21 protein-coding genes and 1 pseudogene are annotated in these 26,678 nt (G+C 54.3%); 14 read left to right on the top strand and 8 right to left on the bottom strand.

Annotated features, from left to right (window positions below; all coding sequences use genetic code 11):
• The first annotated feature begins 26 nt into the window (after positions 1 to 26).
• The 14 genes and pseudogenes from ribD to ACTRXA_RS03440 all read left to right on the top strand — a co-directional run bounded on the left by ribD (position 27) and on the right by ACTRXA_RS03440 (position 16,706).
• Positions 27 to 1,127 (top strand): bifunctional diaminohydroxyphosphoribosylaminopyrimidine deaminase/5-amino-6-(5-phosphoribosylamino)uracil reductase RibD, encoded by a 1,101-nt coding sequence (gene ribD, locus ACTRXA_RS03505; protein ID WP_442425821.1) that lies wholly within the window; start codon positions 27 to 29, stop codon positions 1,125 to 1,127.
• Between the two features lie 107 nt (positions 1,128 to 1,234).
• Positions 1,235 to 1,783 (top strand): annotated as a pseudogene (locus ACTRXA_RS03500) (riboflavin synthase); the annotation flags it as partial.
• Position 1,784: 1 nt separating this feature from the next.
• Positions 1,785 to 3,020 carry a bifunctional 3,4-dihydroxy-2-butanone-4-phosphate synthase/GTP cyclohydrolase II gene (locus ACTRXA_RS03495; RefSeq protein ID WP_442425820.1) on the top strand — a complete coding sequence of 412 codons (1,236 nt, stop codon included), beginning with the start codon at positions 1,785 to 1,787 and terminating at the stop codon, positions 3,018 to 3,020.
• A 9-nt stretch (positions 3,021 to 3,029) separates the two neighbouring features.
• Positions 3,030 to 3,494: a 6,7-dimethyl-8-ribityllumazine synthase gene (ribH, locus tag ACTRXA_RS03490; protein ID WP_442425819.1), complete on the top strand. Its 465-nt coding sequence runs from the start codon at positions 3,030 to 3,032 to the stop codon at positions 3,492 to 3,494.
• 1 nt (position 3,495) lies between these two features.
• The gene (gene nusB, locus ACTRXA_RS03485) at positions 3,496 to 3,927 is read left to right on the top strand and encodes a transcription antitermination factor NusB (RefSeq protein WP_442425818.1); all 432 of its coding nucleotides are present in this window, start codon (positions 3,496 to 3,498) and stop codon (positions 3,925 to 3,927) included.
• Between the two features lie 18 nt (positions 3,928 to 3,945).
• On the top strand, positions 3,946 to 4,674 hold the full coding sequence (locus tag ACTRXA_RS03480; RefSeq protein ID WP_442425817.1) for a metallophosphoesterase family protein: 729 nt from the start codon (positions 3,946 to 3,948) through the stop codon (positions 4,672 to 4,674).
• A gap of 152 nt (positions 4,675 to 4,826) precedes the next feature.
• The gene (locus ACTRXA_RS03475) at positions 4,827 to 6,194 is read left to right on the top strand and encodes an N-acetylmuramoyl-L-alanine amidase (protein ID WP_442425816.1); all 1,368 of its coding nucleotides are present in this window, start codon (positions 4,827 to 4,829) and stop codon (positions 6,192 to 6,194) included.
• A 9-nt stretch (positions 6,195 to 6,203) separates the two neighbouring features.
• Positions 6,204 to 7,535 (top strand): ribosome biogenesis GTPase Der, encoded by a 1,332-nt coding sequence (der, locus tag ACTRXA_RS03470; RefSeq protein WP_442425815.1) that lies wholly within the window; start codon positions 6,204 to 6,206, stop codon positions 7,533 to 7,535.
• 11 nt (positions 7,536 to 7,546) lie between these two features.
• A complete protein-coding gene (locus tag ACTRXA_RS03465) occupies positions 7,547 to 9,964 on the top strand; it encodes a cyclic nucleotide-binding domain-containing protein (protein WP_442425814.1) in 2,418 nt (805 codons plus the stop codon).
• 124 nt (positions 9,965 to 10,088) lie between these two features.
• A complete protein-coding gene (gene fusA / locus ACTRXA_RS03460; protein ID WP_442425813.1) occupies positions 10,089 to 12,179 on the top strand; it encodes an elongation factor G in 2,091 nt (696 codons plus the stop codon).
• A gap of 28 nt (positions 12,180 to 12,207) precedes the next feature.
• Positions 12,208 to 12,534, top strand: coding sequence for an integration host factor subunit alpha (locus ACTRXA_RS03455; RefSeq protein ID WP_442425812.1), 327 nt, complete (start codon positions 12,208 to 12,210; stop codon positions 12,532 to 12,534).
• Positions 12,515 to 12,871, top strand: coding sequence for a MerR family transcriptional regulator (locus tag ACTRXA_RS03450; RefSeq protein ID WP_442425811.1), 357 nt, complete (start codon positions 12,515 to 12,517; stop codon positions 12,869 to 12,871). The genes ACTRXA_RS03455 and ACTRXA_RS03450 overlap by 20 nt, the downstream gene beginning before the upstream one ends.
• 169 nt (positions 12,872 to 13,040) lie before the next feature.
• The gene (locus ACTRXA_RS03445; protein ID WP_442425810.1) at positions 13,041 to 15,017 is read left to right on the top strand and encodes a TonB-dependent receptor family protein; all 1,977 of its coding nucleotides are present in this window, start codon (positions 13,041 to 13,043) and stop codon (positions 15,015 to 15,017) included.
• A gap of 87 nt (positions 15,018 to 15,104) precedes the next feature.
• Positions 15,105 to 16,706: a hypothetical protein gene (locus ACTRXA_RS03440; protein ID WP_442425809.1), complete on the top strand. Its 1,602-nt coding sequence runs from the start codon at positions 15,105 to 15,107 to the stop codon at positions 16,704 to 16,706.
• Here ACTRXA_RS03440 and ACTRXA_RS03435 read toward each other — a convergent pair.
• From ACTRXA_RS03435 to ACTRXA_RS03400, 8 genes are all read right to left on the bottom strand, one after another.
• Positions 16,699 to 17,121 carry an Lcl domain-containing protein gene (locus ACTRXA_RS03435; protein ID WP_442425808.1) on the bottom strand — a complete coding sequence of 141 codons (423 nt, stop codon included), beginning with the start codon at positions 17,119 to 17,121 and terminating at the stop codon, positions 16,699 to 16,701. The genes ACTRXA_RS03440 and ACTRXA_RS03435 overlap by 8 nt on opposite strands.
• Positions 17,122 to 17,147: 26 nt before the next feature.
• Entirely contained in the window at positions 17,148 to 18,575 is a 1,428-nt protein-coding gene (locus tag ACTRXA_RS03430; RefSeq protein WP_442425807.1) for an aldehyde dehydrogenase family protein, read from the bottom strand.
• 94 nt (positions 18,576 to 18,669) lie between these two features.
• Positions 18,670 to 20,892 carry an ATP-binding protein gene (locus ACTRXA_RS03425; RefSeq protein WP_442425806.1) on the bottom strand — a complete coding sequence of 741 codons (2,223 nt, stop codon included), beginning with the start codon at positions 20,890 to 20,892 and terminating at the stop codon, positions 18,670 to 18,672.
• Between the two features lie 64 nt (positions 20,893 to 20,956).
• Positions 20,957 to 21,577, bottom strand: a complete 621-nt coding sequence (locus ACTRXA_RS03420; RefSeq protein WP_442425805.1) for a DUF4390 domain-containing protein — start codon at positions 21,575 to 21,577, stop codon at positions 20,957 to 20,959.
• A gap of 356 nt (positions 21,578 to 21,933) precedes the next feature.
• A complete protein-coding gene (gene mutS / locus ACTRXA_RS03415; protein WP_442425804.1) occupies positions 21,934 to 24,582 on the bottom strand; it encodes a DNA mismatch repair protein MutS in 2,649 nt (882 codons plus the stop codon).
• 12 nt (positions 24,583 to 24,594) lie between these two features.
• A complete protein-coding gene (locus tag ACTRXA_RS03410; protein WP_442425803.1) occupies positions 24,595 to 25,083 on the bottom strand; it encodes an HIT family protein in 489 nt (162 codons plus the stop codon).
• A gap of 29 nt (positions 25,084 to 25,112) precedes the next feature.
• Positions 25,113 to 25,580, bottom strand: a complete 468-nt coding sequence (gene ybeY / locus ACTRXA_RS03405; protein ID WP_442425802.1) for an rRNA maturation RNase YbeY — start codon at positions 25,578 to 25,580, stop codon at positions 25,113 to 25,115.
• A gap of 66 nt (positions 25,581 to 25,646) precedes the next feature.
• Positions 25,647 to 26,627: a PhoH family protein gene (locus ACTRXA_RS03400; protein ID WP_442425801.1), complete on the bottom strand. Its 981-nt coding sequence runs from the start codon at positions 26,625 to 26,627 to the stop codon at positions 25,647 to 25,649.
• Positions 26,628 to 26,678: the final 51 nt, after the last annotated feature.

The following is a 26,678-nucleotide window of genomic DNA, read 5'->3' as shown; positions in this document are numbered from 1 at the left end:
ATTTGGGCTTGCGCAGGGACGGGTGAATGGACCGGGAAACCCAGCAACATTGGATGCGACGTGCCCTGGCCCTGGCGGCCCGGGCGGAAGGGCGCACTTCGCCCAACCCTCTGGTTGGTGCTGTGATCGTTCGCGGGGACACCGTGGTGGGAGAAGGTTATCACCATCGCGCAGGCAAACCCCATGCTGAGATCGAGGCCCTTAAAAAAGCTGGCAATAGGGCACGTGGTGCGGATATGATCGTCACCCTTGAACCCTGTTGCCATCATGGCAGAACGCCGCCCTGCACGGAAGCGGTGATTACCGCGGGCATTCGCCGTGTTTTCGTCGGCATGCAGGACCCCAATCCGCTGGTCAAGGGTAAGGGATCGCGCCGGCTCAAAAATGCCGGGATCGAAGTGACCACAGGAATCCTGCGCAAGGAATGCGAGCGGCAGAACGAAGTGTTTGTGAAATACATCCGCACCGGGCTCCCGTTCGTCACGCTGAAAGCGGCGGTGTCGCTCGACGGAAAGATCGCCACCAAGAGCGGCGACTCGAAATGGATCACCGGACCCGAAGCGCGGAAGGTGGTGCACCAGCTGCGCAACCGCGTTGATGCCATCGTTGCCGGTTCCGGGACCGTGCTGAAGGATGACCCGCAGCTGACCACCCGTCTCGGCAAACGAGCGGGACGCAACCCCGTCCGCGTGGTGCTGGATTCGCAGGGATTGGTTCCCATGAAGGCGCGGGTGTTTGAGAATACGGACCGCGACCGTGTGATTTATGTCACCACCGGGCTTGCGCCGGTGACGCGCCTGCGCAAACTGGAGAAAGCGGGCGTTGAGGTATGGACCGAACGCGCGGGCAGGGAAGGCGTGCCGCTCAAACGCGTCATGCACCGTCTGGCGGAAAACGGTTTGACGCATGTGTTGATTGAAGGCGGGTCACGATTGAATGCCGCGGCATTGAAAGCCCGCATTGTGGACAAGGTGTTGTTCTTTGTCGCACCGTTGTTGATCGGTGGGAACGGGGCGGTCAGCGTGATCGGCGGACCGGGCATCCAGAAACTCAAAGACGCAATGCACATCCAGAAGCCCACGCTCACACCGGTGGGGCGGGACTGGATGGTGGAAGGATATCTGTAATCATGTTTACCGGAATCATCGAAGCGCTGGGCACGGTGTCCCACATCGAACGTGGCGCAGAGAAAGCGCGTCTCCTCATCTAGACGCCAGATAGCTTTCGCGGTTTCGAACTGGGTGAGAGCATCGCCTGCAACGGCGTTTGCCTGACCGTCGCGGAAATCACGGAATCCGGTTTCGCCGTCGATCTGTCCACGGAGACATTGAGCCGCACGAGCTTCAAGCAATCGGTCGAAGGCACGCGCATCAACCTGGAAAAGGCGCTGACGCCAAACAAAAAAATGAGTGGCCATTTTGTGAGCGGCCATGTCGATCAGGTTGGCACGGTGGCCGGCATCGACCAGAAGCCCGGTGAGGTGCGCATCCGGTTCGAGCATCCGCCGGAACTCGCGCCGTTCGTCATCGAAAAGGGATCGGCGGCGGTGGACGGCATCAGCCTCACGGTCTTCGATTGCCGCGACAACGGATTTTCGGTTTCGATCATTCCATTTACGTGGGAACACACCAACCTGAATGAGCGGAAAATCGGGGATGGGGTCAATATCGAATGTGATATGATTGGCAAATACGTATTGAAAGCCTGTGAATCGCTGTTTGGCGGGCCCATCCGGGGCGGCAATTTAACGCAAGATTTCTTGAAACAACATGGATTTGTCTGAAATGAACAAGGGAAATACTAAAAAAGAAAAGCCTGTTTTCAGTTCCATCGAGGACGCCATCGAAGACGTCCGTCAGGGCAAAATGATCGTCATCGTCGATGACGAGGACAGGGAAAACGAAGGCGACCTGATGATTGCGTCCGACTGCGTGACTCCGGAAGCGATCAATTTCATGGCCAAGTTCGGGCGGGGGTTGATCTGCCTGGCGATGACCGAGGAGCGGACGCAGGAGCTGGGTCTGCAAATGATGACGGGCGACAACCAGTCGCGCTTCGAAACGCCGTTCACGGTGTCCATCGACGCCAGAAACGGAATTTCCACCGGCATCTCCGCCGCCGACCGGGCGCACACCATCAAGGTGGCGATGGACCCGAAGGCGCGGCCGTACGATCTCGTCATTCCCGGTCATATTTTTCCCCTGCGCGCTCGGGAAGGCGGCGTTTTGGTGCGCGCCGGGCAGACGGAAGGTTCTGTGGACATGGCGCGGCTGGCGGGACTCACTCCTTCCGGCGTCATCTGCGAGATCATGAACGACGATGGCACCATGGCGCGCGTGCCGGAACTCGCCAAGTTCTGCAAAAAACACGACCTCAAGATGGTCACCATCAAGGACCTGATGGAGTACCGGCTGAACAGCGAGACGCTGGTCGAGGAGGTGGCGTCCACTCTGCTGCCCACCGAGTTCGGTGAATTTCAGGCGGTGGCGTTCCGCAACAAGCTGATCGACCAGGTGCACATCGCGCTCATCAAAGGCGACATTCAAGAGGACGCACCGACGCTGGTGCGGGTGCATTCGCAGTGCCTCACCGGAGACGTGTTCGGTTCGTTCCGCTGTGATTGCGGTGAGCAGTTGTCGAAAGCGCTGGAGATGATCGAAAAGGAGGGCCGCGGTGTTCTTCTTTATCTCTATCAGGAGGGCCGCGGCATCGGCATCCTCAACAAGCTGAAAGCCTACGCCTTGCAGGACGAAGGGCAGGACACCGTGGAGGCCAACGCGTCTTTGGGATTCAAACCCGACTTGCGCGACTACGGCATCGGTGCTCAAATTCTGCGGGCGCTGGGACTGGGCAAGATCCGCATCATGAGCAACAATCCGCGGAAGATTGTCGGGCTGGAGGCTTACGGACTGGAAATGGTCGAACGCGTGCCGATCGAGGTGCAACCCAACAAGCAGAACATCCGTTACCTCAAGACCAAGCAGATGAAGATGGGTCATCTGATCAAAAACGTATTTTAAGGATCGAGCATGCCGAACGTGTTGGAAGGAGATCTCAACGGAGCGGGCCACAAGTACGGGATTGTGGTCAGCCGGTTCAACGATTTCATCACCGGCCGCCTGATGGACGGTGCGGTGGACGGACTGGTGCGCCACGGTGTGCAGGATGGAGACATTGATGTGATCCGCGTGCCCGGCGCGTTTGAAATCCCCATGGGCGCACGCAAGCTCGTGGCCCGCAACAAGTACGACGGAGTGATCTGCCTCGGTGCCGTGATCCGCGGCGCCACACCTCATTTCGATTTCGTCGCCGGCGAAGCCAGCAAGGGCGTCGGCGCTCTTGCAATGGAAGCGGATATCCCCGTCCTCTTTGGGGTGCTGACCACCAACACCATCGAGCAGGCGGTGGAGCGGGCCGGTGTCAAAAGCGGCAACAAGGGGTGGGAGACTGCCGTTGCCGCCATCGAAATGGTCAACCTTTACAGGCAATTGTAAGATGGGAAAGCGACGCTATTCGCGCGAACTGGTAGTGAAATTCCTCTACCTCGTGGACATGAACGAAGGCCCGGTGGCCGAGCAGCTTGAACAGTTCTGGGAACGCAACACCTGCCAGCCTGAAATCAAGCAGTACGCCGAAGACCTGCTCAATACCATCTTCAACAACAAAAAAGCAATCGACACCCTGCTGGAAAAATACAGCGATAACTGGACGTTGTCCCGCATGGCTGTGATCGACCGCAACCTTCTGCGGCTCGCCACCTGTGAAATCCTGTATGGCAATTCGGTGCCCCCCAAGGTCGCCATCGACGAGGCGGTGGAAATCGCAAAAAAATACGGTAGTGAAGACTCGCCCAATTTTATCAATGGTATACTTGATAGAGTCCTCAAGGAAAAATCAACCGTAGTCGAAACCACCAGCGAACGCTGATGACGTCCGGGTGCCTCTATGAAATTTCTGATACTGTCCGATCTGCACAGCAATCTCGAATCGCTCAACGCCTTCACCCGCATCCGTAAAAAAATCCCGCATGACAAAGTAGTCTGTTTGGGTGACCTGGTGGGCTACAACGCCAATCCGAACGAAATCGTGGACTGGGTGCGCGAGAACGCGGACCTGGCCCTTGCCGGCAACCATGATTACGCCGTGGTCGAAAAGACGGATACCAGCTACTTCAACCCCCATGCGCTCAAGGCCTGTGAATGGACCCGCGAAGCGCTGACCATGGACAACTTCAAGTACCTGCAATCGCTTCCGGCGATCGAGAAAAAATACCGCATCACCTGGGCTCATTCTTCCCCCTACGAACCGGAGGAGTGGCACTACATCACCAACCCCCACGACGGAGTGGAAAACTTTCCCGCGTTCGACACCCAGCTTTGTTTTGTCGGGCACACCCATCGGCCGCTGATTCTGAAACAGGAGCCGGATGGCAATATCGAAGCCGGACTTTCCGATGTGTATGAACTGGAACCCGACAGCCGCTACATCATCAATGTGGGCAGTCTGGGTCAACCTCGGGATGGCAACCCGCAGGCGTCTTTTGTGTCGTACGATACCGAAACCAAAACCGTCGAGTTCCACCGTTTTGACTACGAGGTGGAGTCCACTCAGGAAAAAATTCACGAAGAAGGCCTTCCCACTTTCCTTGCCGACCGCCTGGCCGCAGGTGTCTGAAAACCCGCAAGTTATAGCCTTGACCCGTTTTCCCGATGGTGGTATAGTCAAAACGCCAATAAATTGAAGGGGTTAAATGATACCCTTCAGCGGTTGGATCTTTCCGGCACCTGGTGCCCTCATCAACCCCTCTGCGAGTGGGAATACAGGCCATGGCAAGGCAAACCTTTGTGATGGGGAGACTTGGAAAAGTTCTCCAGATTGCGGTGGTGGTGTGCCTCATGGTCGGGTGGTTACCCGGCCCTGCACTGTCCAAACCCAGTGCCGCCTCACCGGCCAACAGTCTTTACGACAACGCCAAGAAAGCCTATTACCAGCTTTTGGAAGACACCCAGCGTGTTCCCAACCGGGACGAATGGGTTTCTGTCATTCGCCTGTTTGAAAAGGTGCTGGTCACATACCCGCAGACCGAACTGGCTTACAAGGCCGCGTTCACAGTCGGTCGCCTGTATCAAAAGCTGGGTAAAAAACTGGATTCCGAATCCGATCTCAGGGAGGCGGGTCGGTACTACTCCCTGTTGCTCAAGGAGTATCCTGAAGGACATTTGAATGACGACAGCCTGTTTCATCTGGCCGGTCTCGATATGTACCGGAAGGATTACCAGGGTGCCCGGGAACGTCTGCAAAGTCTCCTGAAAAAGTACCCGGAAGGCGACAGGGTGGAGGCTTCGCGCAAGGAATTGAAGCGGCTGGTGCGTTTGCTCACCAAGGCCCCGACAACGGAAACCACTCCCACTGACCCGGTCGAAATCAGCAACAAGGACTCACTCACCCCCGAAAAACCGGAAAACCTGGCGCCGGCGCTCGAAACGGTCGAGACGGAAAAAAACAAGCATGTGCCCCTGGTGGTGGTCGATGCCGGACATGGGGGTAAGGATCACGGCGCCATCGGCCATCACGGCTTGAGGGAAAAAGAGGTCAACCTCAACATTTCGAAAGAGGTTGCGGCGATCCTGACTAAACGTTACAAGTTTCGCGTGGTGCTGACCCGGGATGACGATCGTTTTATAGAGCTTGCAGACCGTGGCAAGATTGCCAACCAGAAAAACGCCGACCTGTTTGTTTCGATCCACGCCAACGCCGCACCGCACAAGGCCGCCCAGGGGATCGAAACCTATTACCTGGGGAGCGGCTCCACCGAGCAGGCGCGAGAAACCGCCGCCCGTGAAAACGGCAACCTGATTTATTCCGTTGCCGACGACGAAGTCCAGCAGATCCTCGCCAGCCTCATCAGCACCACCAAGATCAACGATTCCTCCAGGCTGGCTTCCAAGGTGCAAAAAATTCTTCACGGAAACATGGTTAAACACTACCGTGATGTGCATGATCTCGGTGTGAAGGAAGGTCCCTTTTTCGTCCTTCACGACACCAACATGCCCAGTATTCTGGTCGAGGTGGGGTTTGTCACCAACCAGCGTGAAGAAAAAAGGCTCGGATCGAAAGCCTATCAGAAGGCACTGGCAGAAGCCATCGCGCATGGCATCTACGAGTTTCTAAAAGAAAAAGCCCCTTCCATTTAAGAGGCGGCCATGCTTCCCCACGTCGCCATCGTCGGTCGTGCCAACGTCGGCAAATCCACCCTCTTCAACCGCATTACCCGTAGTAGGTCCGCAATTGTGTACAATATGCCGGGAGTCACCCGTGACCGCATGTACGGTCAGGCAGAGTGGAATGGAAAATCGTTTATGGTGATCGATACCGGCGGGATCGATCTGGCCGGGGACAGCTCCATCGAGTTGCAGGTTCGGGAACAGGGAGAGTTGGCGATTCGGGAAGCCGACGTCATCATCTTTGTGGTGGACGGACAGCAGGGGGTTTTACCGCAGGATCAGGAAGTGGTGGAACTCCTCCGACGATCGGGAAAACCATTGTTTCTTGCGGTCAATAAAATCGACGATCCCGTGCATGAGGATAGAATCACCGATTTTTACGAGATGGGGGTAAGATTCACCGTTCCGATTTCATCCGAGCATGATATAGGTATTTCCGATTTAATGGATAGGGTCACCGAAAAAATGGCCCTTCCGGCGGAAGAGCCGGATATCGAATCTTCTGAAACGGGTGCCATCCGGGTGGCCATCGTGGGCAAACCCAACGCCGGAAAGTCTTCTATTATCAATAGACTTTTGAACTCCGACCGCTGCATCGTATCCGAAATACCCGGCACCACGCGCGACACGGTGGATCTTCCTCTTGAGTACGAGGGAAACTCTTTTGTTTTAATGGATACGGCGGGCATTCGACGCAAGGGAAAAACCAGAAAAGTAGTTGAAAAATTTAGTATTATAATGGCATTGAAAGCACTCGAACGTTGCGATGTGGCCGTGCTGGTGATCGACGGCGCGGAGGGGGTTTCGGAACAGGATGCGACCATTGCAGGTTACGCTTTCGAGCGTGGAAAGGCCCTTTTACTGGCTGTAAACAAGTGGGACCTGGTGATAGAGAAGGGGCTTGAAAAGGACGAGATTGAAACCCGCGTTAGATTGAAATTGAAATTTCTCGATTTTGCTCCTATGATAAAAGTGTCGGCTAAAAGCGGATTCGGAATTCCTAACTTTTTTGGGCAGGTGCGGACGGTCTTTGATGAGTTCTCCCGAAAAATTCCTACGGGACGTCTCAATGATTGTATTCAAAGGGCAATCCAGAAAAACCCAATGAGCACCTTTAAGGGGAAATTTCTCAAAATTTATTACGCCACGCAGGTACGCAGTTGCCCACCGACGTTTGAATGCTTTGTCAATTTCCCGGAAGGCGTTCACTTTTCTTACCAGCGTTACCTGATCAACAGCCTGAGAAAGGCTTTCGGCTTCTCGGGAACGCCGGTGCGGATGAAATTTTCCTCCCGCCATCAGGATGAATAGGGGGCTTTGGAATGAGTTTTACGGTACAAAAAGGCTACAACTTTCGTATCCTCGATACGGATGATTTTGGCCGTATCTGCTTCGGCTGCCCGCCGGGGGTGGTAAAAGATTTCTCCCAGCGTGAAGAAAGCCTTCCTTCCAAGTACGTTCTTCCGCTACGCACATTTGTGAATGGGACCAACCGGTTCGATTTTGAATTCATTTTATACACTTACCTGTTCATAAAACCCGGAAGGCAGAAAGTTTCCATTTTCTGCACCGAGGACCAGAAGAACCGCTTCAAGGCGATTTTTGAAGAAACCCTGTTCGGTCCTAATTTCTACAACCTGCTTAAGGCAGAATTCCACCGGTTTGGGAGGGTGCACCACTTCTCAGCCGAGGAAAAGGAATATTACCTCCGTTTCATCGAAAAGCTTTCCAGAAATAAAAAACTGTGGAACACCTTTGAAAGCCAGCTTGCCAGGCACGTTCCCGATAGGGACATGCACGGGCGTCTGGCCGACATCATAAGCGCCCTGCTGGAAAACGAACGCTGGCTGGCCTCCAAGAAAATCAAAAATATGGAGCAGGCGTTTGCCCAGCACTACGCCCGCTGCGCCCAGTTGAAAATTGAAATGGAGTTATTCGCTCTGGCCAAGGAAGAAGATCGTGAGGCGTTTCTTGAAAACGTGGCGGACTTCCATGTCTTCGACAGTACGGGTGTGGTGGAAGTGAAGGGAGATGTGGACAAGCGGAAGAAACTCAAAATCCACCAGGTTCGCCCCTCGGAGTTTGAGGTGTACCAGAACAACATCCTGCGTTGCCGGTTCGATATCGTCAACCTGGACCGTCACTCCGTTCCGACCCGAATTGAAAAAGCCGAAAAACCCTACATGGGAGTGACGTTTCTCGGTGTGGGTTCCGGTTTCACCCATAAGCGCCACAACAGTTGCATGATTGCCTGGTCGGAGGGAAAGGGAATCATGGTCGATGCCTTCAGCGACAACGACCGCGCCATCGTTCAGCACGGAATCTCCGGGGAAGATGTGCCTTACATGTTCCTGACGCACATTCATTCCGACCACGATGCGGGATTCATCGAGAAAATCCTTTCCGGACAGCGTCTCAAGGTTTTGAGCAGCCGCATTATTTTCGAAAGTTTTCTGCGGAAGATTCAGGCGGTCACCCTGTTTCCGGTCGAAGTGCTGGAAAACCTGGTGGACTTCATCGAACTCGAGCCTTACAAAAAGACCAAGCTTCCCGGTTTCAAACGCACATTCATCGAGTTCGATTACGCGTTTCACTCGATCCCCACCGGTCGCTTCAAATTGATCCACAAGGATGAAGACGGGAAAACCCGGACCATCGCGCATTCCGGCGACACCAAGTACGATCGGGATCTGGTGAACTCCTGGTATGAGCATGGCCACCTGTCTCCGGACCGGCGGGAGCAGATTCTTGGATTCATCTGGGATGCGGACCTCATCATGCATGATGTGGGAGGCGGCCCCATCCACACCGATTTTGAATCGCTCCTGCACCTGGATCCGGAGCTCGCGCGTAAAGTGATATTGGTTCACCACGACAGGGAACCCCCGGAACATCCCTACATGCGCTCCGCACACGAGGGCCAGACCGAGGTGCTGATCAAGGGGCAGACGATTCCGGTCAAACCCAAGGTGGAGGACCTCAAGCATGCAGGACTGTTCCGCAACACGCCGGAAAAGGAACTGGAAGACATCATCCAGCACTCGCAGGTACTGGAGTTCCAGGCGAACGACGTGGTGTTTGCCAAGGGGGATGTAGGCGATTCCTTTTATATCATCCTGGATGGGTTTGCCGAGATCATCCTGAACAAGCGAAAATCCATCATCTATGAAAAAGGTATGTTCTTCGGCGAACTCGCCATTTCCACCGAAAACCCGCGGCGCCGCGCAACCGTGAAGGCCATGTCCCGGTTGATCCTGGTCCAGGTACCAAAGGAATACTACTCCCGGGTCAAGATGCCGAAGATCACCGACGATTTCTACAAACTCGGCAACTTCTTCAACAGTTCCATCCGTCCGGGATTGGTGGCTTCCCTGGGAGAAGGGGACCTGGTGCAGTGGAGCAAGAATGAAAAGATATTCGAAAAGGGCATCCGCAAGGGAGATGTGTTTGTCATCCTTTCCGGGCAGGTCGAAATTCCTACCGATCGAAACGGAGAATCGGAAGGCGTGTTTCTTTCCAGCGGCGATGTCCTGGGTGAAATCACCTCGCAGGAACGCTCCATTCAAAAACTCCTTTGTGGCACGGATATGCCTAAAACTTCCAATGCCTTGGCGGCAAGCGAGCGGGTTTCCGCCGTGCGCCTCAAATCCCAGCAGTTGAGCAAAATCTTCAAATCCTATCCCTCCTTCTTTGGCACGGTTTATCAGCGCATGAAAAAACTTCAAACTGTGCTATGCTAAGGCCCTTGAAAGCTTAAGGGACAGTCTCTAAAATAGCCGCAAACTCGCGTTCATTGCAGGATTGGGTTCCGCCTGAGTCCTGGTGGAAGCCCGTGCTCCAGCAGATGATGATAAGGGGGGAGCTATGAAGCCGTACAGTCCTGAAAACATCCGCAATGTTGGATTCATCGGGCATGGAGGGGCAGGAAAGACTTCCATCCTTGAAAGCATTCTTTATCTCACCGGCGTTTCCGACAGGCTGGGCAAAGTCGGCGACAATTCCTCGGTCATGGACTTCGATCCCGACGAAGTCAAACGCGGGCACTCCATCAGCGCCTCGCTTTCCTTCTGCGAATACCAGAAACACAAACTGAACCTGCTGGACACCCCGGGCTCCAACAATTTTGTCACCGACACACCGGGTTGCATCCGCGTGGTCGACGGGGTGGTGGTGGTCCTTTCCGCCGAGGCGGGGGTGCAGTATTACACCGAAAAAACCTGGCAATGGGCGGACCAGCAGGGCCTCCAGAAAATCATCTTCATCAACAAAATGGACAGCGACAAAGCCAACCTCAAAGCCGCCCTGGATGGGGCCAAGAAAAAATTCAAGATCAATCCCATGCTCGTACAGGTCCCGGTCGGCTCGGGAGGTTCCTTTGAGGGTGTGGTGGATTTGATTGAAAACAAATATTACAAATACGAAAAAGGTGGCAAAGGGGTGGGCGAAGCCACGGAGGTGCCCGCGGAACTGGTGGACGAGGTGGAAACCAGCCGCGCGGAGCTGGTCGAGGTGGTGGCGGAGGCCGACGACGATCTCATCGAAACGTATTTGGAAAAGGGGGAGCTGTCGGACGAGGAGTTTCACACCGGCCTGCAGGTGGGAATCCAGAAAGGGCAGCTTGTACCGGTACTTCTGGGAGCGGGGGCGATGGGTATCGGGACCGACCGCCTGCTGGATGCCATGCTCGAATACCTGCCTTCGCCGGACAAGCGTCCCCCGATGAAAGCCCTGGCCCTGAAGGACGACAAGGAAGTGGAAGTGAAACCCGATCCCGGGGGACCCCTGGCGGCGCTGGTGTTCAAAACCATCGTCGACCCCTATGCTGGAAAATTGACCCTGTTCCGTGTGTATTCCGGGACCCTGAAGGGGGACAGCAGTGTGCACAATGCCACGCAGGGAAATTCGGAAAAATTGAGCCAGCTCCTGAGTCTGCAGGGCAAGAAGCAGGTGCCGGTGACGGAGGTGCCCGCGGGGGACATCGCGGTGGTGGCCAAGCTGAAATCCACCACCACCAACGACACCCTCACCGTTGCTGACGCCGGTGTGAAGTTCGAGCCCATTGAGTTTCCCAAGCCGGTTCTGGCCCGGGCCATGGTTCCCAAGACACGCGCCGATGAGGAGAAAATCAGCAATGCCCTGGCGCGGCTGGTGGAGGAGGACCCCGCTCTCAGTGTCGAGCGGGACCCGCAGACGCACCAGCTGCTGGTTTCAGGGCTGGGGCAGGAGCACCTGGATGTGGTCATTGAGCGCCTCAAGCGCCGTTTCAGCGTGGACGTGGACACGAAACCTCCCAAAGTGCCCTACCGGGAAACCATTCGCGGCAAAACAAAGGTGCAGGGCAAACACAAGAAACAAAGCGGCGGCCGGGGCCAGTTCGGTGACTGCTGGCTGGAGATCATGCCTTTGCCGCGGGGGCGCGGATTCGAATTCGAAAACAAAATCGTCGGTGGTGCCATCCCGAAAACTTATATCCCGGCCGTGGAAAAGGGAGTGCAGGAGGCGATGGAGCACGGTACGGTGGCCAGTTATCCCATGGTAGATGTGAAGGTCGTCCTCTACGACGGGTCCTACCATGATGTTGACTCGTCGGAAATGGCGTTTAAAATTGCCGGGTCGATCGGTTTCAAAAAAGGCGTCAAGGATTGCAAACCGATCCTGCTGGAACCCATCATGACCATGGAAGTCAACGTTCCCAGTGAGTGCGTGGGTGATGTGATGGGGGACCTCAATTCCAAACGCGGAAAAATTCTGGGTGTGGATGCGAGCGACGAAGATCAGACAATTCGCGCACACTTGCCGATGGCGTCCATCCTCAACTATGCCCCGGAATTGCGAGCGCTGACAGGGGGCCGCGGGGTGTTTGTGATGGAGTTTGATCATTATGACGTGGTACCGGAACACCTGACCGCCAAGATCGTGGAAGAAACCCGGGCGGAAGCGGAAGCTTCCCATTGATGTTCAACTGAATCATACCGAGGCCCCTTTGCCCAACTCGCCCGAAATTGGAACCGTGGTCAAGGCCGACCTGGTCGAAAAGGTTTATGACAAGGTCGGCTTCACCCGTAAAGAGGCCGCTCAGGCGGTCGAGGTGGTGTTCGAAGAAATCAAAAACGCGTTGGTCCGTGGTGAGGACGTCCGCATTGTTGGTTTTGCCAGTTTTAACCTGCGCGACAAGAAAGCCCGCAAAGCGAGAAACCCCAGCACCGGAGAGCCCATCGTCATTCAACCCCGGCGGGTCCTTTCTTTCAAGCCCAGCAAACAATTGTTGCAGTCCACCAACCGTGAAACTGATGAGTCTAAAACTTCCTGATAAACTTTTTTTCAAGATAGGCGAGGTTGCGGAAATCGCCGGTGTCGAACAGCACGTTCTGCGCTATTGGGAAGACGAGTTCGAAGAATTGAAACCGGATAAAAACCGTTCCGGCCAGCGCCTGTACCAGAAAAAAGATATTGAGCGCATCCTCGAAATCAAACAGCTCCTCTACCATGACAAGTACACCATTGCGGGGGCGAAACAGCGGCTCAAGCAGCGTCGTAAGGGGGCTTCCCAACTCGACTTCGGGTTCGACCGGAGTGCATTCGTCGATCTCAAGAACCGAATTCAGCAAGAGTTGGAATCCCTTCTCGAAATACTTGAAAAAAAATAAACATTCCGCGGTTGGATGGGTCCACAGTGAAATTTGGATCGCGGCCGTAAACTTTTCCCTTCCCGCCTCCAGCCTGATTGTTTCGGCAACCGGCTTTGCTTTTGCCACGATGCTGTGCCTTGCTTCCCTGGGATGGGGGCAGGAGGCACCGGAGAAATCTTCCGAAACGGTGGTTCTCCAACCGCTTGATGTCACTGCCACGCGTACGAAAAAATCCCCCGACGACATCCCCAACAGCCTGCGCCTGATCGATCGTGGTGCCTGGCAAAATCATTCACCCGGCGCCACTTTGGAGGAGTTTGGGGTGGGCGCCCCCGGTGTGTTCTTCCAGAACCGATTCAACTTTGCCCAGGATTTGCGCATCGCCATCCGGGGTTTCGGTGCACGGTCGCCGTTCGGCGTTCGCGGAATCCAGGTTCGTGTGGACGGAATCCCGCAGACCCTTCCCGACGGCCAGACCCAGTTGGATTCCATCGACACATCCCTCATCCAGAGAATGGAGATTCTTCGGGGACCTTCGGCTTCCCTGTTCGGCAATGCCTCCGGCGGCATGATTTCCATGACCACACGCGAACCCCAATCGCACGGACTGGAACTGGCCCCGCGCCAGGTATTCGGTTCATTCGGGTACTCCAAAACAGAGATGTGGGCAGGCAAGCGGGAAGGAGATTTTGATTACGGGATGTTCGCATCGCGGCTGGGCCAGACCGGCTGGCGCCGTCACAGCCGGGTGGAAAACCTGTTTGCCCAGCTAAAGGTCAACCTGTATGGAGGGGCGGATTCGGACTGGATGGTGCTTTTCCGCAAGTTTTACTCGCCGCTCACAGAAGACCCTGGCGGGTTGACCCTTCAGCAGTCCGTGACCAATCCCCGCCAGGGGGCTCCGCGCAACTTGTTGTTCAACGCTGGAGAGGAGGTGGACCAGGAACAACTGGCCGTGCGCTACCGCAAATTGCCCACAGCGCAGGACGAATGGAACGTCACCGTACATCTGCTTCGCCGCGATTTTGAAAACCGACTCCCATTCACCTCCGGGGGCCGTGTGCAGTTCGACCGCTGGGTGGGTGGATTGGCCGTGCAATGGCAAAACGACCGAAAGGTTGCGGACCGGGCCAACCGCTTTCTGGCAGGGTTTGATTACGGCATCCAGAACGATGACCGCCAGCGGTTTGACAACAACAACGGCCGGCAAGGGGCGCTGACCTTCGACCAGGTTGAGCGCGTGCAGAGCGTCGGACCGTTTTTCCGCAATGAATGGAAGATGTCGAAGAAATGGGACATCGTGTTGGGAGGGCGCTGGGACTGGTTGCACTACCGTGTGGACGATGCGTTTGGAGGCGACGGCGACCAGTCCGGTTCCCAGACCCTGTCGCAGGGGAGTGGGACTGTGGGTGTGGTGTATCACTTGGCGGACCGGCACCAGATGTACGCCAATGTGGCTTCCGTGTTTGAGGCGCCGACCACCACGGAACTCATCAACAATCCGTCCGGTACAGGTGGTTTCAATCCCGATCTCCAGTCGCAGACCTCACTCAGCCAGGAGGTGGGTCTGCGCGGCAAGCCCGCGGACTGGGAGTATGAGGTGGCGGTGTTTTACATCCGTTCGTGGGACGAGATCACACCATTCGAACTCCCCGCGTTTCCAGGGCGAACCTTCTTCCGGAACGCCGGGAAGTCACGGCGCCTGGGCCTGGAGACGCGGTTGGCGACGCCGATGTGGCACGGTCTTCAGGCGGAGGCGGCTTATACATATTCGGATTTCGAGTTTGAGGAGTTCGTGGCCAACAACGTCAGTCTGGAGGGCAAGACCTTTCCGGGCGTCCCCGTCCACCACTGGGAAGGGCGGGTCAGTTATACTCATCCATCCGGAACCTTCGGTCAGGTCCGGGTGCAAAGGGTCGGGCGGGTTTTCGCCGACAACGCAAACACCGCTCCGAACGCCGGTTACAGCCTGGGTCAACTGTTACTGGGCTGGGAAGGGAAGTGGGAGTGTGTTGAGGCCTCCCTGTTTGCCGGGGTCAATAATCTGTTCGACGACCGCTACAATGCCAATGTCCGCATCAATGCCGCCTTCGGCCGATTTTTCGAACCCGGTCCCCCTATCAACGTGTTTGGCGGTCTGCGACTCCGTATTCTCCCCTTTTAAAAGGCATTTCAAATCTGCTTGTATTGCCGATCCTGCCTCAGGTAAACTGAGTGCATGAGATGCCTTCCTCCCACCGGGATAATCAAATTGCTGGCGGCGTTTCTGTTCTCCTGCCTCCTCACACTCCCCGTCTGGGCCAGCCACTTGGGTTCGGAGGAGGACGAACCAACCCGCAAACGACCCCTCTACGAATACAAAGGCGATTACCGCGGCGAGATCAATGAGCTGAAGGAAAAGTTCCAGTCCGCCTTTGGGTATGTGCTGATGGACCTGGACCGTGGCTGGACGTCGGATGAAATTCGCAAACTTCATGAAGCCTTTGATCTGCTGCCGGATATTTTTCACCGGATTCCCGGTCTGAAGGGTTTTTACCGTGCCAACCAACTGCAGGCCGGAAAGCAGGCGATGGTTCCGGGAGAGGTGTTTGCCGCCACGTTCCCTCCCTTGTCCACCATTTACCGTCAGGCCGCCAAACATCACCTGGTGATGGTTGCGGACGAACAGCCGCGGATCGAGTTTTATAACGACCTGTTTTATCTGGACAAGAAAGTGTTTCAAAACATTGTCCATCATGAAATGGGGCATATCTTTGATCTTTTTCACGAGTTTCCCAGCCTTCAGCCTGACTGGCTGACGCTTGCGGGATTCCGCATCCACAACATGCCCGCACTGGATGCCGAACCGGGAAGCGATTTCATTTATACTCTGCTGAACAATCCGGACACCATGCGTTACGCGCCGGTGTCTGACCTCCAGCATCCCATCCACTCCCGCGAAAACGCGATGGAGGATTTTGCCAATTCCGTGGCCGGGTATATCCATTACCCGTATTTTCGTTACACCAATCCCGATCGTTACCGTTTCATGAAGGAAAAGGTATTTCTTGGTAAGGAATATTTTACGGAACGTCCAGGTTCCTATGCAGAATTAATTGAAGGTGATTTTAAACAGGCTGTTGGTAAGGAGGACTGGCAGGGGGTACTGGATATTCTTCAGGAAGCGGCGCGGACCATCCACCCTGAAGCGGATCAAAAATTAATGCAAGTTTTGAAAAAAGCGATGGAAACACCGCGTCCTCGCGACATCGATCACAAACTGGCGGCAGCTAGTTGTTTCCTTCAATCGCCCGATGCCCTGCTTCTTCGACAGGAAATGTGGGCCGATCAGCGCATCGATACGGAAACCATCCTCAAGTTTCCACGTTGTGGCGGCATGCAGAAAAAAATATTCCAGGAGCAACTTTCCAAAACGCCTGTGATGAACCTTTACTTTTACCTGGAGGACAAGGAAGCCTGGATTCAGTTTCTGGATCCGACTCTTTTTGTGGCGCAGGCGCGGGGATTTCAGACCTCATACAAATGGAGGTTGTTGCTCGCCCAGGGACGCCAATGGCGGCTTGCGGCAAGCGGTGAGACGGGTTACATGTCGGATCCCGACGGTTCGGTACGGGTCAGCCTGAATAAATCGACTTTGCGCGGTCCGGACTTTCAGTTTCCCACCGAGCGGATGGCGCGGATTGAAGTGTGGGCCGAACGCAAGCATCCACAGTTTCCGAAGGTATTTTCATCCGAGGTGAATACCATCCAGGTAGTGGCAAAACCCTGGTTCGAGTATTTCGGTCCCACCCCGCCCAGTACCCATGTGGTTTATCCACCCCTTGTGGGCAGGTATGTGGAACCGATCAGGTGAGGTTCCTGCACAGCCGAACAGCCATGTTCAGGTTGGCATATTGCGACGGCCACACCTTCACCCCATCCTCGTACTGAACAACCAGCGCGGCTGATTCCTTTACGTCTTCCGTCCATGTGACTCCCGCGGACCCGGGTTCGAAAACGGAGTCCAGGTAAATGTCGTCGCCGTACTTGTCTTTGTTTGTTTTATTCAATTCCAGCAGGCTGAAGGCCTCGTCTTCGTAGGGAAACCTCCAGTCATCGAAGCCACCGAAATTTTCAAGATTCACGATTTGCATGTATTCGTGGCCGCGAAACCAGTTCTGCCACTTTTTCGTGTCCTGAAACGAATCGGTTTTTTTCCACATCAGCTGAAGTTTGTGGTCAGTGATGGTACCGTTTCCATTGTCAACGAAGCGAGCCTGCTCGGTCATGGTTTTGCTACTTTCAATAGTTGGAATTAAAGGTATTTGTTCATCACCAGGAGTTTGATTTCCGTCATTTCCTCGATGGTGTACTTGATGCCTTCCCTCCCGAAACCCGAATCTTTCACGCCGCCATAGGGCATGTTGTCAACGCGGAAGGTGGGCACATCGTTGAGCACGACGCCTCCGACATGGAGTTGATTGAAGGCCCGCATGGAGTTCTCCAGATGATTGGTGAACACCCCCGCCTGCAAACCAAAATCCGAATCATTGATGGTATCGAGGGCTTCCTGAAAGTCCCTGTAGGGCTCGACCACAAGAAGGGGGCCAAAGGCCTCTTCACAAACGACCTTCTTGTCGCGCTTGACATTGGTGAGAATGGTCGGATCAAAGAAGGCGCCATCGCGTTTGCCCCCGGTGACCAGTTTTGCTCCGTCATCCAATGCCTCTTTCACCCAGGATTCGATGCGCTCGGAGTTGCCGGTATCGATCATGGGGCCGAAAGTGGTGGATTCGTCCAGCGGGTCGCCTTTTTTCAGTTTGTGGGTTTCGGCAGTCAGTTTGTCGATAAAGGTGTCGAACACAGATTCATGGACGTAGGTGCGTTGAACCGAAATGCATACCTGTCCTGAAAACGAGAAGGCGCCGAAGCAGACCCGTTTGGCTGCGAAATCGAGATCGGCATCCGGTTCAACAATAACCCCTGCGTTTCCGCCCAGCTCCAGAATGACGCGCTTTTTGCCTGCACGCTTTTTGATGTCCCAGCCAATGGGAGGACTCCCGGTGAAGGACACGAGTTGCAGGCGCGGATCTTCAACCAGCGCGGTGGCGTCCCGGCTTTTGCACGGGACCACACTAAATACACCTTCCGGCGCATCGCTTTCGAGAATCACTTCACCCAGCAACAGGGCTGTGAGCGGGGTGGACGACGCTGGTTTCAGTACAATGGGATTGCCCACCGCCAGTGCCGGGGCCACTTTGTGCGACACCAGGTTGAGAGGGAAATTGAAAGGCGATATGCCGGAGATGGCTCCCAGGGGAAAACGCCGGGTGAGCCCGGTTTTGTCTTTCGCGGCCTCGGTGACATCCAGGTTCAGCACTTCGCCGTGAATCCGAGTCGCCTCTTCCGCTGCAATACGAAAAGTGGAGATGGAACGGTCTACTTCGGCGCGGGAGTAAATCAGCGGTTTTCCGGACTCCATCGCAAGGGTCCGGGAAAATTCTTCTTTACGTTTTTCGATTCCTTCCGCAACCTGATTGCAGATGTCCCTGCGCATGTAGGACGGGAGATTGCGTGTGGTCTGGAAGGTTTCAACCGCAAGCCCGATAGCCCGATCGATTTCCTGGGGTGTGGCCAGCGAAACATCGGCAATGACTTCCTGAGTATATGGATTGGTCACGGGAACCGTTTCAACGGCCCCGGTCCATTTTTTACCTATTAAAAAATCATGTTTTTTGGTCATGGGTTTTCATCCTGATGATCAATGGCTATGATTCTATATTCTATTAAAATTTCCGGGTTTTGGAAAGATGTGGAAATTGGCTGGGGAAACGGGCTCAGGCAGGGGGAGTCGAGCGGGGCAGGGCGGGTTCCCGGGACCCCGGGGAGGTGGCCTGGGCAGAGGTGTCCGGCAATTCGATTATGAAAGCAGTGCCTTTGGGATTGTTGTCGGCCACCTGGATGCTCCCGTTATGCTCGTTTATGATGCGGGTGACGATGGCAAGCCCCAAACCGGTGCCGCGTTTTTTGGTGGTGAAATGGGGCAAAAACAACTTGTCGCGATCAGACGGATTTATCCCTTTTCCATTATCTGAAAAGTGAATCTGGATGGTGCCCGACCGTTTATCCTTGCGCGTGGCGATCCGAAGCGTGCCGCCGGCATCAATGGCGTCCAGCGCGTTGTCAAAAAGATTAATAAAAACGCGGCGGATCTGCTCCGGATCAATGTTGAGAAGAGAAATTCCCGGATCATACTCTTTGGCCACGTGTGGTTTTTTAGTATGGTTTTTGTACAGTTTGTGAACGTCGTCAATAATCTGGTGGACGGATGCCGGGCGGGGCCGGGGGGTGGGCATCCGGGAAAACCTTAAAAATTCATTGAGCAGGTCCTTCATGCCTTCCACTTCCTGGGTGATGATACGGATGCTCTCGTCAAACACCTTGGCGAATGACTTCTTGTCTTCATAATATTTTTTACGAAGGCGCTGCGTGTTTAGCTGAATCGGTGTCAGCGGATTCTTGATCTCATGAGCAATGCCCTGCGCCACTTCCTGCCAGGCGGAAATTTTTTGCGCCTTGATGAGCTGCGTCACATCTTCAAACACAAGAAGGATTCCCAGGTATTTTCCCGAACTGTCACGCATGAATTTGATGTTCACCAAAAAGGTGCGGGTGCTGTCACCGACGGTCAATTCCAGTTTTTTCTCAAAGGATTCCTGCTGGCTCACGTCGATTTGCTTAATGGTGTTGCGGATGGCATCTCGAAAAACCGGATCAAACGCTTCTTTATAACTTCGCCCATAAACCTTGCGATCGCCCATTTTAAGCAGACGTTTTGCCCCTTTATTGATGGTGGTGATGATGCCTGTTTTGTCAATGGAAACCACCCCCGCACCGATATTTTCCAGAATGGTTTCCGTGTAGTAACGGCGGCGCTCCAGTTCTATATTCGTGTCGCTCAGGTTTTTGTGCACTCGGTCTATCTTGATACGGCTCTGTTTTAATTCATCGGTCATGCTGTTGAACGAATTGACCAGCATGCCAATTTCGTCGTTGGTGGCGACGTCCACCTTGAAGTTGAGGTCGCCCTCGGCAATGCGCCGTGTTCCCTGTGCCAGTTCCTGAATGGGAACCGTAATACCCCGCGCCATGTAAAAACCAAGCCAGATGGCGGAAAACAGGATCAACAGTGTCATTAAAATGAAGGTGACAAAATAATTGGCGCTGACAGGCAGCTTGAGAAAACTCTGCTTTTTATACTCTTCGAATGCATTCCGGATGCTTTCGATTTTGAAAAGCGTGCTTTGCGGGATTTTTGAAAGGGTCAGGATGTAACCCCAGATGGCCGGTTTGTCCTCCAGACGCTGAATGAGGGGAGTGATCACCACCATATAATTGCCCTTGGTGAAGGAGCGGGGCTCGGTAATGGTTTCATTTGCCATGCTTTCCTGAATCAGGTCTGAGTAATCCTTGTTTGTGTAGGTCTCCGGCATGGAACGGCTGGCGTAGGAAACGACCACGCGGCCCTCGTGGTCGTAAATGATTATTCCCCCCAGTTGATATTCTTCCACTTTCATTTCCGTTAGCCGCCTCAACTGGTCGCGTCGGTCTTCCAGGTAGAGTTGGTTGTTGGTGATGAACTGCTCCAGTTTCTTTGCGTAAAACAGGTTGGTCTTTTCCACGTGGGAATAGTATTCCCGCGCGACTTCCATGGACTGCTGAAGGGATTGTTCCACCTGAACACTGAACCAGGTTCCAATGCTGTAGCTGAACAATTTGCTCGCTACGAAAAACAATAGGACGGAAGGGACAAGGGCCAGGGTTAAAAAGGCGAGGATCAGTTTGGTCTGGAATTTCGCCCCGATCATAAGGCTTTTACGTTCGTTGTACAGCTTCGTCAGGTTGCGCGCAATCAACGTCACCAACAGGACCAGGAGGATGATTATGACGTTGAAAAGAAGAAGGACTGGGATATTGTCCGAAATGGTGGCGTTTTGCTGGCGCAGGTAAGAGAACTCAAAGTAAGACAGCAGGCCAAGCGCAATGATGATCAGGGCCAAATTGCGGCGGGCCCGATTTTTTTTCCTTCGAAGCTGGTCTTCGGTGAGGTGGGAATCGTATGGATTATTTGCTAAAGGCTCGAACGGCATTGTTCAATCCCCCGCCGTGCGTCCCGGAAGGGCTCCGAAGAGGTTGAGTCGCATCCGCGGGGAATCCTTTGTTGGGTTCCACCTGGATCAGACTGGATTCAGTCCACGAAGTTTCGAAATCGTGGATAGGTACAAAAAACAACAACCAGTTGAAGGGGAACCAGAGGCCGTCATCGTTGATCATTTCCGCCTTGACGCGGACATAATACCATTCGTCGGGATCGAGAAGGTATATCGAGGACAGGGGGATATCCTTCAAAGTCATCATCAATTCCCGGCACAAGTCAGATTTCCGGGTCACCACCTTACGTTCCATATTGTCACCCTGCGAAGAAAACTCGTAGGTTTTTTTGAGGGTATCGTACTGTACCGTATGGGCGATGGTTTTTTGGCTGATCATCTCGTCGGGGTAAAAGCTTAAATGACGGCGAAGCTCAACTTTATAATGGAACGTCAATGGGACACCGCTGTGCAAGGCTTCCATCATTTTGTCGGTAAAAGCATCGTGAAGCGTACCATCCACCAAAATCTGTTCATGATCAGAGCGAAGGGTCACATCCGACAGAACCGGTTTGGCCCACGCCGGAATCACCATGAAGCCGATGCAAAGCAAAATGAGAATGCCCTGCCGGGCGCATCCTGAAACAGTTTGTGCCAACAATTTAATATTTGTCCTTAAAATGTATCGCTAATTCAAAAAAGGAATTTCAAGCAGGGGATTCAGATAACGACAGGTAAGCCAGCGATTAGATTTCCCCCAGTTGTAATATATCTTAAAGGATTTTAAAAAAGATGTAAATATTTACAAAAATTGAATTTATTTTGGCCTTGAAGGTTTGGAATCAGGTCATGGAAGGAGGATGCCGGGCGGGAAACCGAGCCCCATTTTAGCGCTTTGAATTTGAATGGGTTTTTGAAGGACATTCGGCTCAAGGGCTGCACATTGGGAGATCAGCTTTTTTTCAGCAGGTCGCGAAGTTCATAAAGCTTCTCCAGGGCCTGGCGCGGGGTCAGGTCATCCAAATCCAGCCGTTTGATCATTTGGATCAGGGGGGGAGGCACTTCGCCGAACAGGCCAAGCTGATGGGGACCGGTTTCCGGCGGTTGGGGTTGTGCCAGTTTAGGAGTTCCGACCTCATCGTACTCGTTGTTTTCGAGATTGAACAGCACTTCGTTGGCGCGTTGCAGTACCTGCTCCGGAAGACCGGCGAGCCGGGCGACATGGATCCCGTAACTTTTGTCCGCGCCTCCGGGAATAATTTTTCTCAGGAAAATGATTTCGTCATTCCACTCCTTGATCTGCACGTTGTAATTTTTGACGCCGGGAAACAGCCTTTCGAGTTCCGTGAGTTCATGATAGTGAGTGGCGAATAATGTTTTGGCACCGATATGGTCAGGTCCCTGCAAAAACTCTACGATGGCCCAGGCGATGCTGATGCCGTCGAAGGTGCTTGTTCCGCGGCCGATTTCATCAAGTATGATCAGGCTTCTGCGCGTGGCGTTGTTGAGAATGTTTGCTGTCTCGTTCATCTCTACCATGAACGTGGACTGTCCTTTTTGCAAATGGTCCTGTGCGCCGACCCGGGAGAATATTCGGTCCACCAGTCCGATCTCTGCTTCCTCCGCAGGTACAAAACAACCGACCTGAGACATCAGCACGATCAGCGCCACCTGCCGAAGGTACGTCGATTTGCCCGCCATGTTGGGCCCGGTGATGATTGCGACCTGGTGTCCATCACAATCGAGGTGGATATCATTAGGTATAAAGGGTTGGTTGGGATCGATCAGTTCCACCAGCGGATGACGGCCCTTTTGGACATGGAGCACGTCCCCTTCATTGATTTGCGGGCGGCAATAATCCTGCTGGTGAGCAATTTGCGCGAAACCGAGAAGGGCGTCGAGTTCTCCAATGCGTTTCGCCATCGCCTGAATACGCGTGCCCTCGGCAGCAACGGACTGCCGAATCTCATGAAACAGCCTTTGTTCAATGATCTGCACTTTTTCTTCGGCACCCGTGATTTCGGATTCGTATTGTTTGAGTTCCGGGGAGATGAAGCGTTCGGCGTTGACCAAAGATTGTTTGCGGATGTAGTCGTTCGGTACGCGGTCGAGGTTTTTCTTTGTGATTTCTAAATAGTAGCCATAGATCTTGTTATAACCAACTTTGAGCTGCGGTATACCGGTGCGTTCTTTTTCCCGGGCCTCCAGGTTGGCGATGGACTGGTTGCTGTCCTTCATAATGGATTTCAACCGGTCCAGTTCCTGGTCACAGCCAGGTTTAATGAGCCCGCCGTCTTTGATATTGAGGGGCGGGTCGTCCTCGATCCGTTCGTCGATTGCCTGATACAAGTTATCAAGATTGTCCCACCCGTCGCGGATGGCACTCATGGCAGGCAGGGCGCAACGCCCGATCATCTCCTGGATTTCCGGAAATACCCGAAGGGAATTTTTTAGCGCGATCAGGTCACGTGGCGTGCACGTTGCCATCGAAATTTTTCCGAGGAGGCGTTCCAGGTCAGAAATATGTTTCAATTTTTCGCGCAGGTCATTTCTTTCGAGCAGGTGTTCGCGGTAGTGGCCGACCAGGTCGAGGCGTTGTTCAATCGATTCCAGCCGAATGAGTGGTTTCAGGATCCATTCCCGCAACCGGCGCGCACCCAATGGAGTGCAGGTCGCGTCCAGGTGTCCCAGAAGAGAATGTTTGCGCTGGCCGTCGCTCGATTGCACCAGTTCCAGGCTGTTGATGGTGGACTGATCCAGCATCATGGAATCCTGCGTGCTGAAAGTGGACAGCGACGTGATGTGGTGCAGGGCGGATTTCTGGGTTTGCTTCAGGTACTGGAGCAGGGAGCCGGCAGCACCCACCGCTGCGGACCAGGTTTCGCACCCGAACCCTTCCAGCGTTTTTGTCTTGAACTGCTCAGTCAGCACTCGACGTGCCTGGCCTTGTTGATACGTCCAGTCTTCAACCGGCTGAATGAAATAATCTGTATCGGCTAGCGCCGGAGGACGTGGTCCGTTTCCGTTCAGGGTGCTTTCCGGGATCAGGATTTCCTTTGGATCGAGTTTGGCCAACTCATCCTGAAGTAAACTCTCTGCAGAGGGAGGAAGCTCGGTGACCTTGAAGAGGCCCGTTGACATGTCCAGTGCCGCAAGGCCCGTCTGTTCCTTGCCGAAATAAAGGGAAACCAAAAAGTGATGGCTTTTGGGATCGAGCAGGTTGTCATCCAAAACCGTTCCGGGTGTGATGACGCGCACGACTTCCCTGCGTACCAGCCCTTTCGTCTGCTTCGGGTCTTCCATCTGCTCACAGATGGCGATGGTTTTGCCACTCTTCACGAGTCGGCTGATGTACATATTGGCGGAGTGATGCGGAATTCCGCACATGGGAATGGCGTTGGGTTTGTTCTTATTGCGGGAGGTGAGGGCGATGTCGAGGAGTTTCGACGCCTCCTTCGCGTCCTCGTTGAACATTTCGTAAAAATCGCCCATGCGGAAAAACAGGATGGCGTCGGGACACTCCTTTTTGATGCTCTGGTACTGCTGCATCATGGGAGTGTCGTCGTCTACCACGTTCTGCTTATTGGCGTTTTTGGCCATGACCGGATTTATTTAAATTTTGAGTTCCTGAAAAACGGGATACAGTCGCTGAAATGTGGCTTCGATGTGTTCCGGATGCACCTTGGTATCGGCGAGAACAGGCATGAAGTTGGTGTCGCCGGTCCACCGCGGTACGATGTGGCAATGGATGTGTTCCTCAAACCCCGCCCCACCGCTTTTGCCGATGTTGTATCCGACGTTGAAGCCGTCCGGGTGGTACGAAGCGCGCAAAATCTCCATCGATTTCTGAGTGAGCAGGCCGATCTCCGCCAGCTCCTCCCCGCCCAGATCGGTGAGGCAGGACAGGTGGCGGTAGGGCGATACCATGAGGTGCCCATTTGAATACGGGTAAATATTGATGATGACAAAACTCAGTTCACCGCGGTACAGCAGTTTACGCCCCATGTCGTCATTGGCCTGCGGACCGGTGCAGAAAATGCATTCCTTGGTTTTGTCGGATTTGATGTAATTCATGCGCCAGGGGGCCCAGAGGTTTTCCATATTCACTCTCCCGGCAGACGGCCGGAAATTTAGAAATTGCTGGTTCCGGAAGGTTGCCGGCCGGGGAAAATGTGGCCGAAGACTTCCTGCGTTTTGGACTTCATGAAACGTGCGTCCTTCCGGGACGTTTCGTGGTCGTAACCCATCAGGTGCAGTATGCCGTGAATGAGGAGGAGGATCAACTCCTCTTGCAGGGACAGGCGGTGATCGTGCGCCTGCCGGTCCGCCGTCTCGACGGAGATGACGACATCGCCCAGCAGGCGGTCGCCGGTTTCGTTGACCGCATCCTCATCCTGTGGGAACGAAAGCACATCCGTGGCCTGATTCTTGTCGCGGTACTCCAGGTTGAGCTCGTGGATTCGGGCATCGTCCGTCAGCAGGACACTGAGTTCGTCGTTCTCCAGATCCAGAAGCCTCAACACCCGGCGCGCTTCCTTTTTAATCCAGCGAACATCGATTTTGTGGACCGATTGGTCGTTTTTTACAAGGACGGGCATGGCGTCATTTTATCAGGATGGGTGGACTTGGCGGAACGGGTGTTTTGAAGCGGGAGATACGGGATTTCATTCAGAAGGGGGTGGCTCTTCGCTTTCGGCCCGGTCGTAGGCACCTATGATTTTTTTCACCAGTTCGTGCCGCACCACGTCTTTCTGACCGAATTCGATCAGGTCGATGCCGTTGACGTCCTGCAAAATTCCTCTTGCGTGGATGAGGCCGGACTGCACGCCGCGTGGCAGGTCTACCTGGGTGATGTCGCCGGTGACGACCATTTTCGACCGGAACCCCAGCCGGGTGAGGAACATCTTCATCTGTTCCCGGGTCGAGTTCTGGGCCTCGTCGAGGATGATGAACGAATCGTTCAGCGTGCGTCCCCGCATATAGGCGAGGGGGGCGATTTCGATGTACCCTTCGGCAATCATCTGCTGGACCTGGTTGAACTCCACCATTTCGTAGAGCGCGTCATAAAGCGGCATCAGGTACGGCTGGATTTTTTCAGCGATGTCTCCAGGCAAAAAGCCGAGCTTTTCTCCCGCTTCCACGGCGGGACGGGTGAGGATGATGCGCCGGAACTGCCGCTTCAAAAAACCCTCCACCGCCATGGCGACGGCGAGGTACGTTTTACCCGTACCGGCGGGGCCGATGGCGAGCACGATATCGTGCTGGCGGATGGCCTGGATCATTTTGCGCTGGGTGTTGCCCTTGGGAGTGATGAATCCCTTTTTGGGTGATACGGGAATGCGTTCGCCGAACAGGCCTTTCAGGTCGACTTCCGGATCTTCCGCCATGAGCCGAATGGCAAATTTGATGTCGCCATTGACCAGTCGCTGGCCTGCGGCCAGCATGTCGTGCAATTGCACGAGCAGGCGCTCGACCGCTTCCACCTCGTTGGGTTCACCACTGATCCGTATCTGGTTTTCCCGGGTGGTGATGCGGACGTTGAATTTTTTTTCGATCTGTTTGAGGTTGGTGTCCTGGGTACCGAATATTTCAGGAATGTATTCCGTGCTTTCGAGGAGCAATTCCCTGGAGGCGGTGTGATTCAAGCGGAGGCGACCTTTATCAAATGAACCTTGAATCCATTATATGGAGATTGG

It is taken from the genome of Nitrospina sp. P1_D6, from assembly GCF_052156615.1.
Classification (GTDB): domain Bacteria; phylum Nitrospinota; class Nitrospinia; order Nitrospinales; family Nitrospinaceae; genus Nitrospina.
The sequence above is the reverse complement of the archived record's forward strand: the minus strand, read 5'-3'. Positions and strand labels throughout refer to the sequence as shown.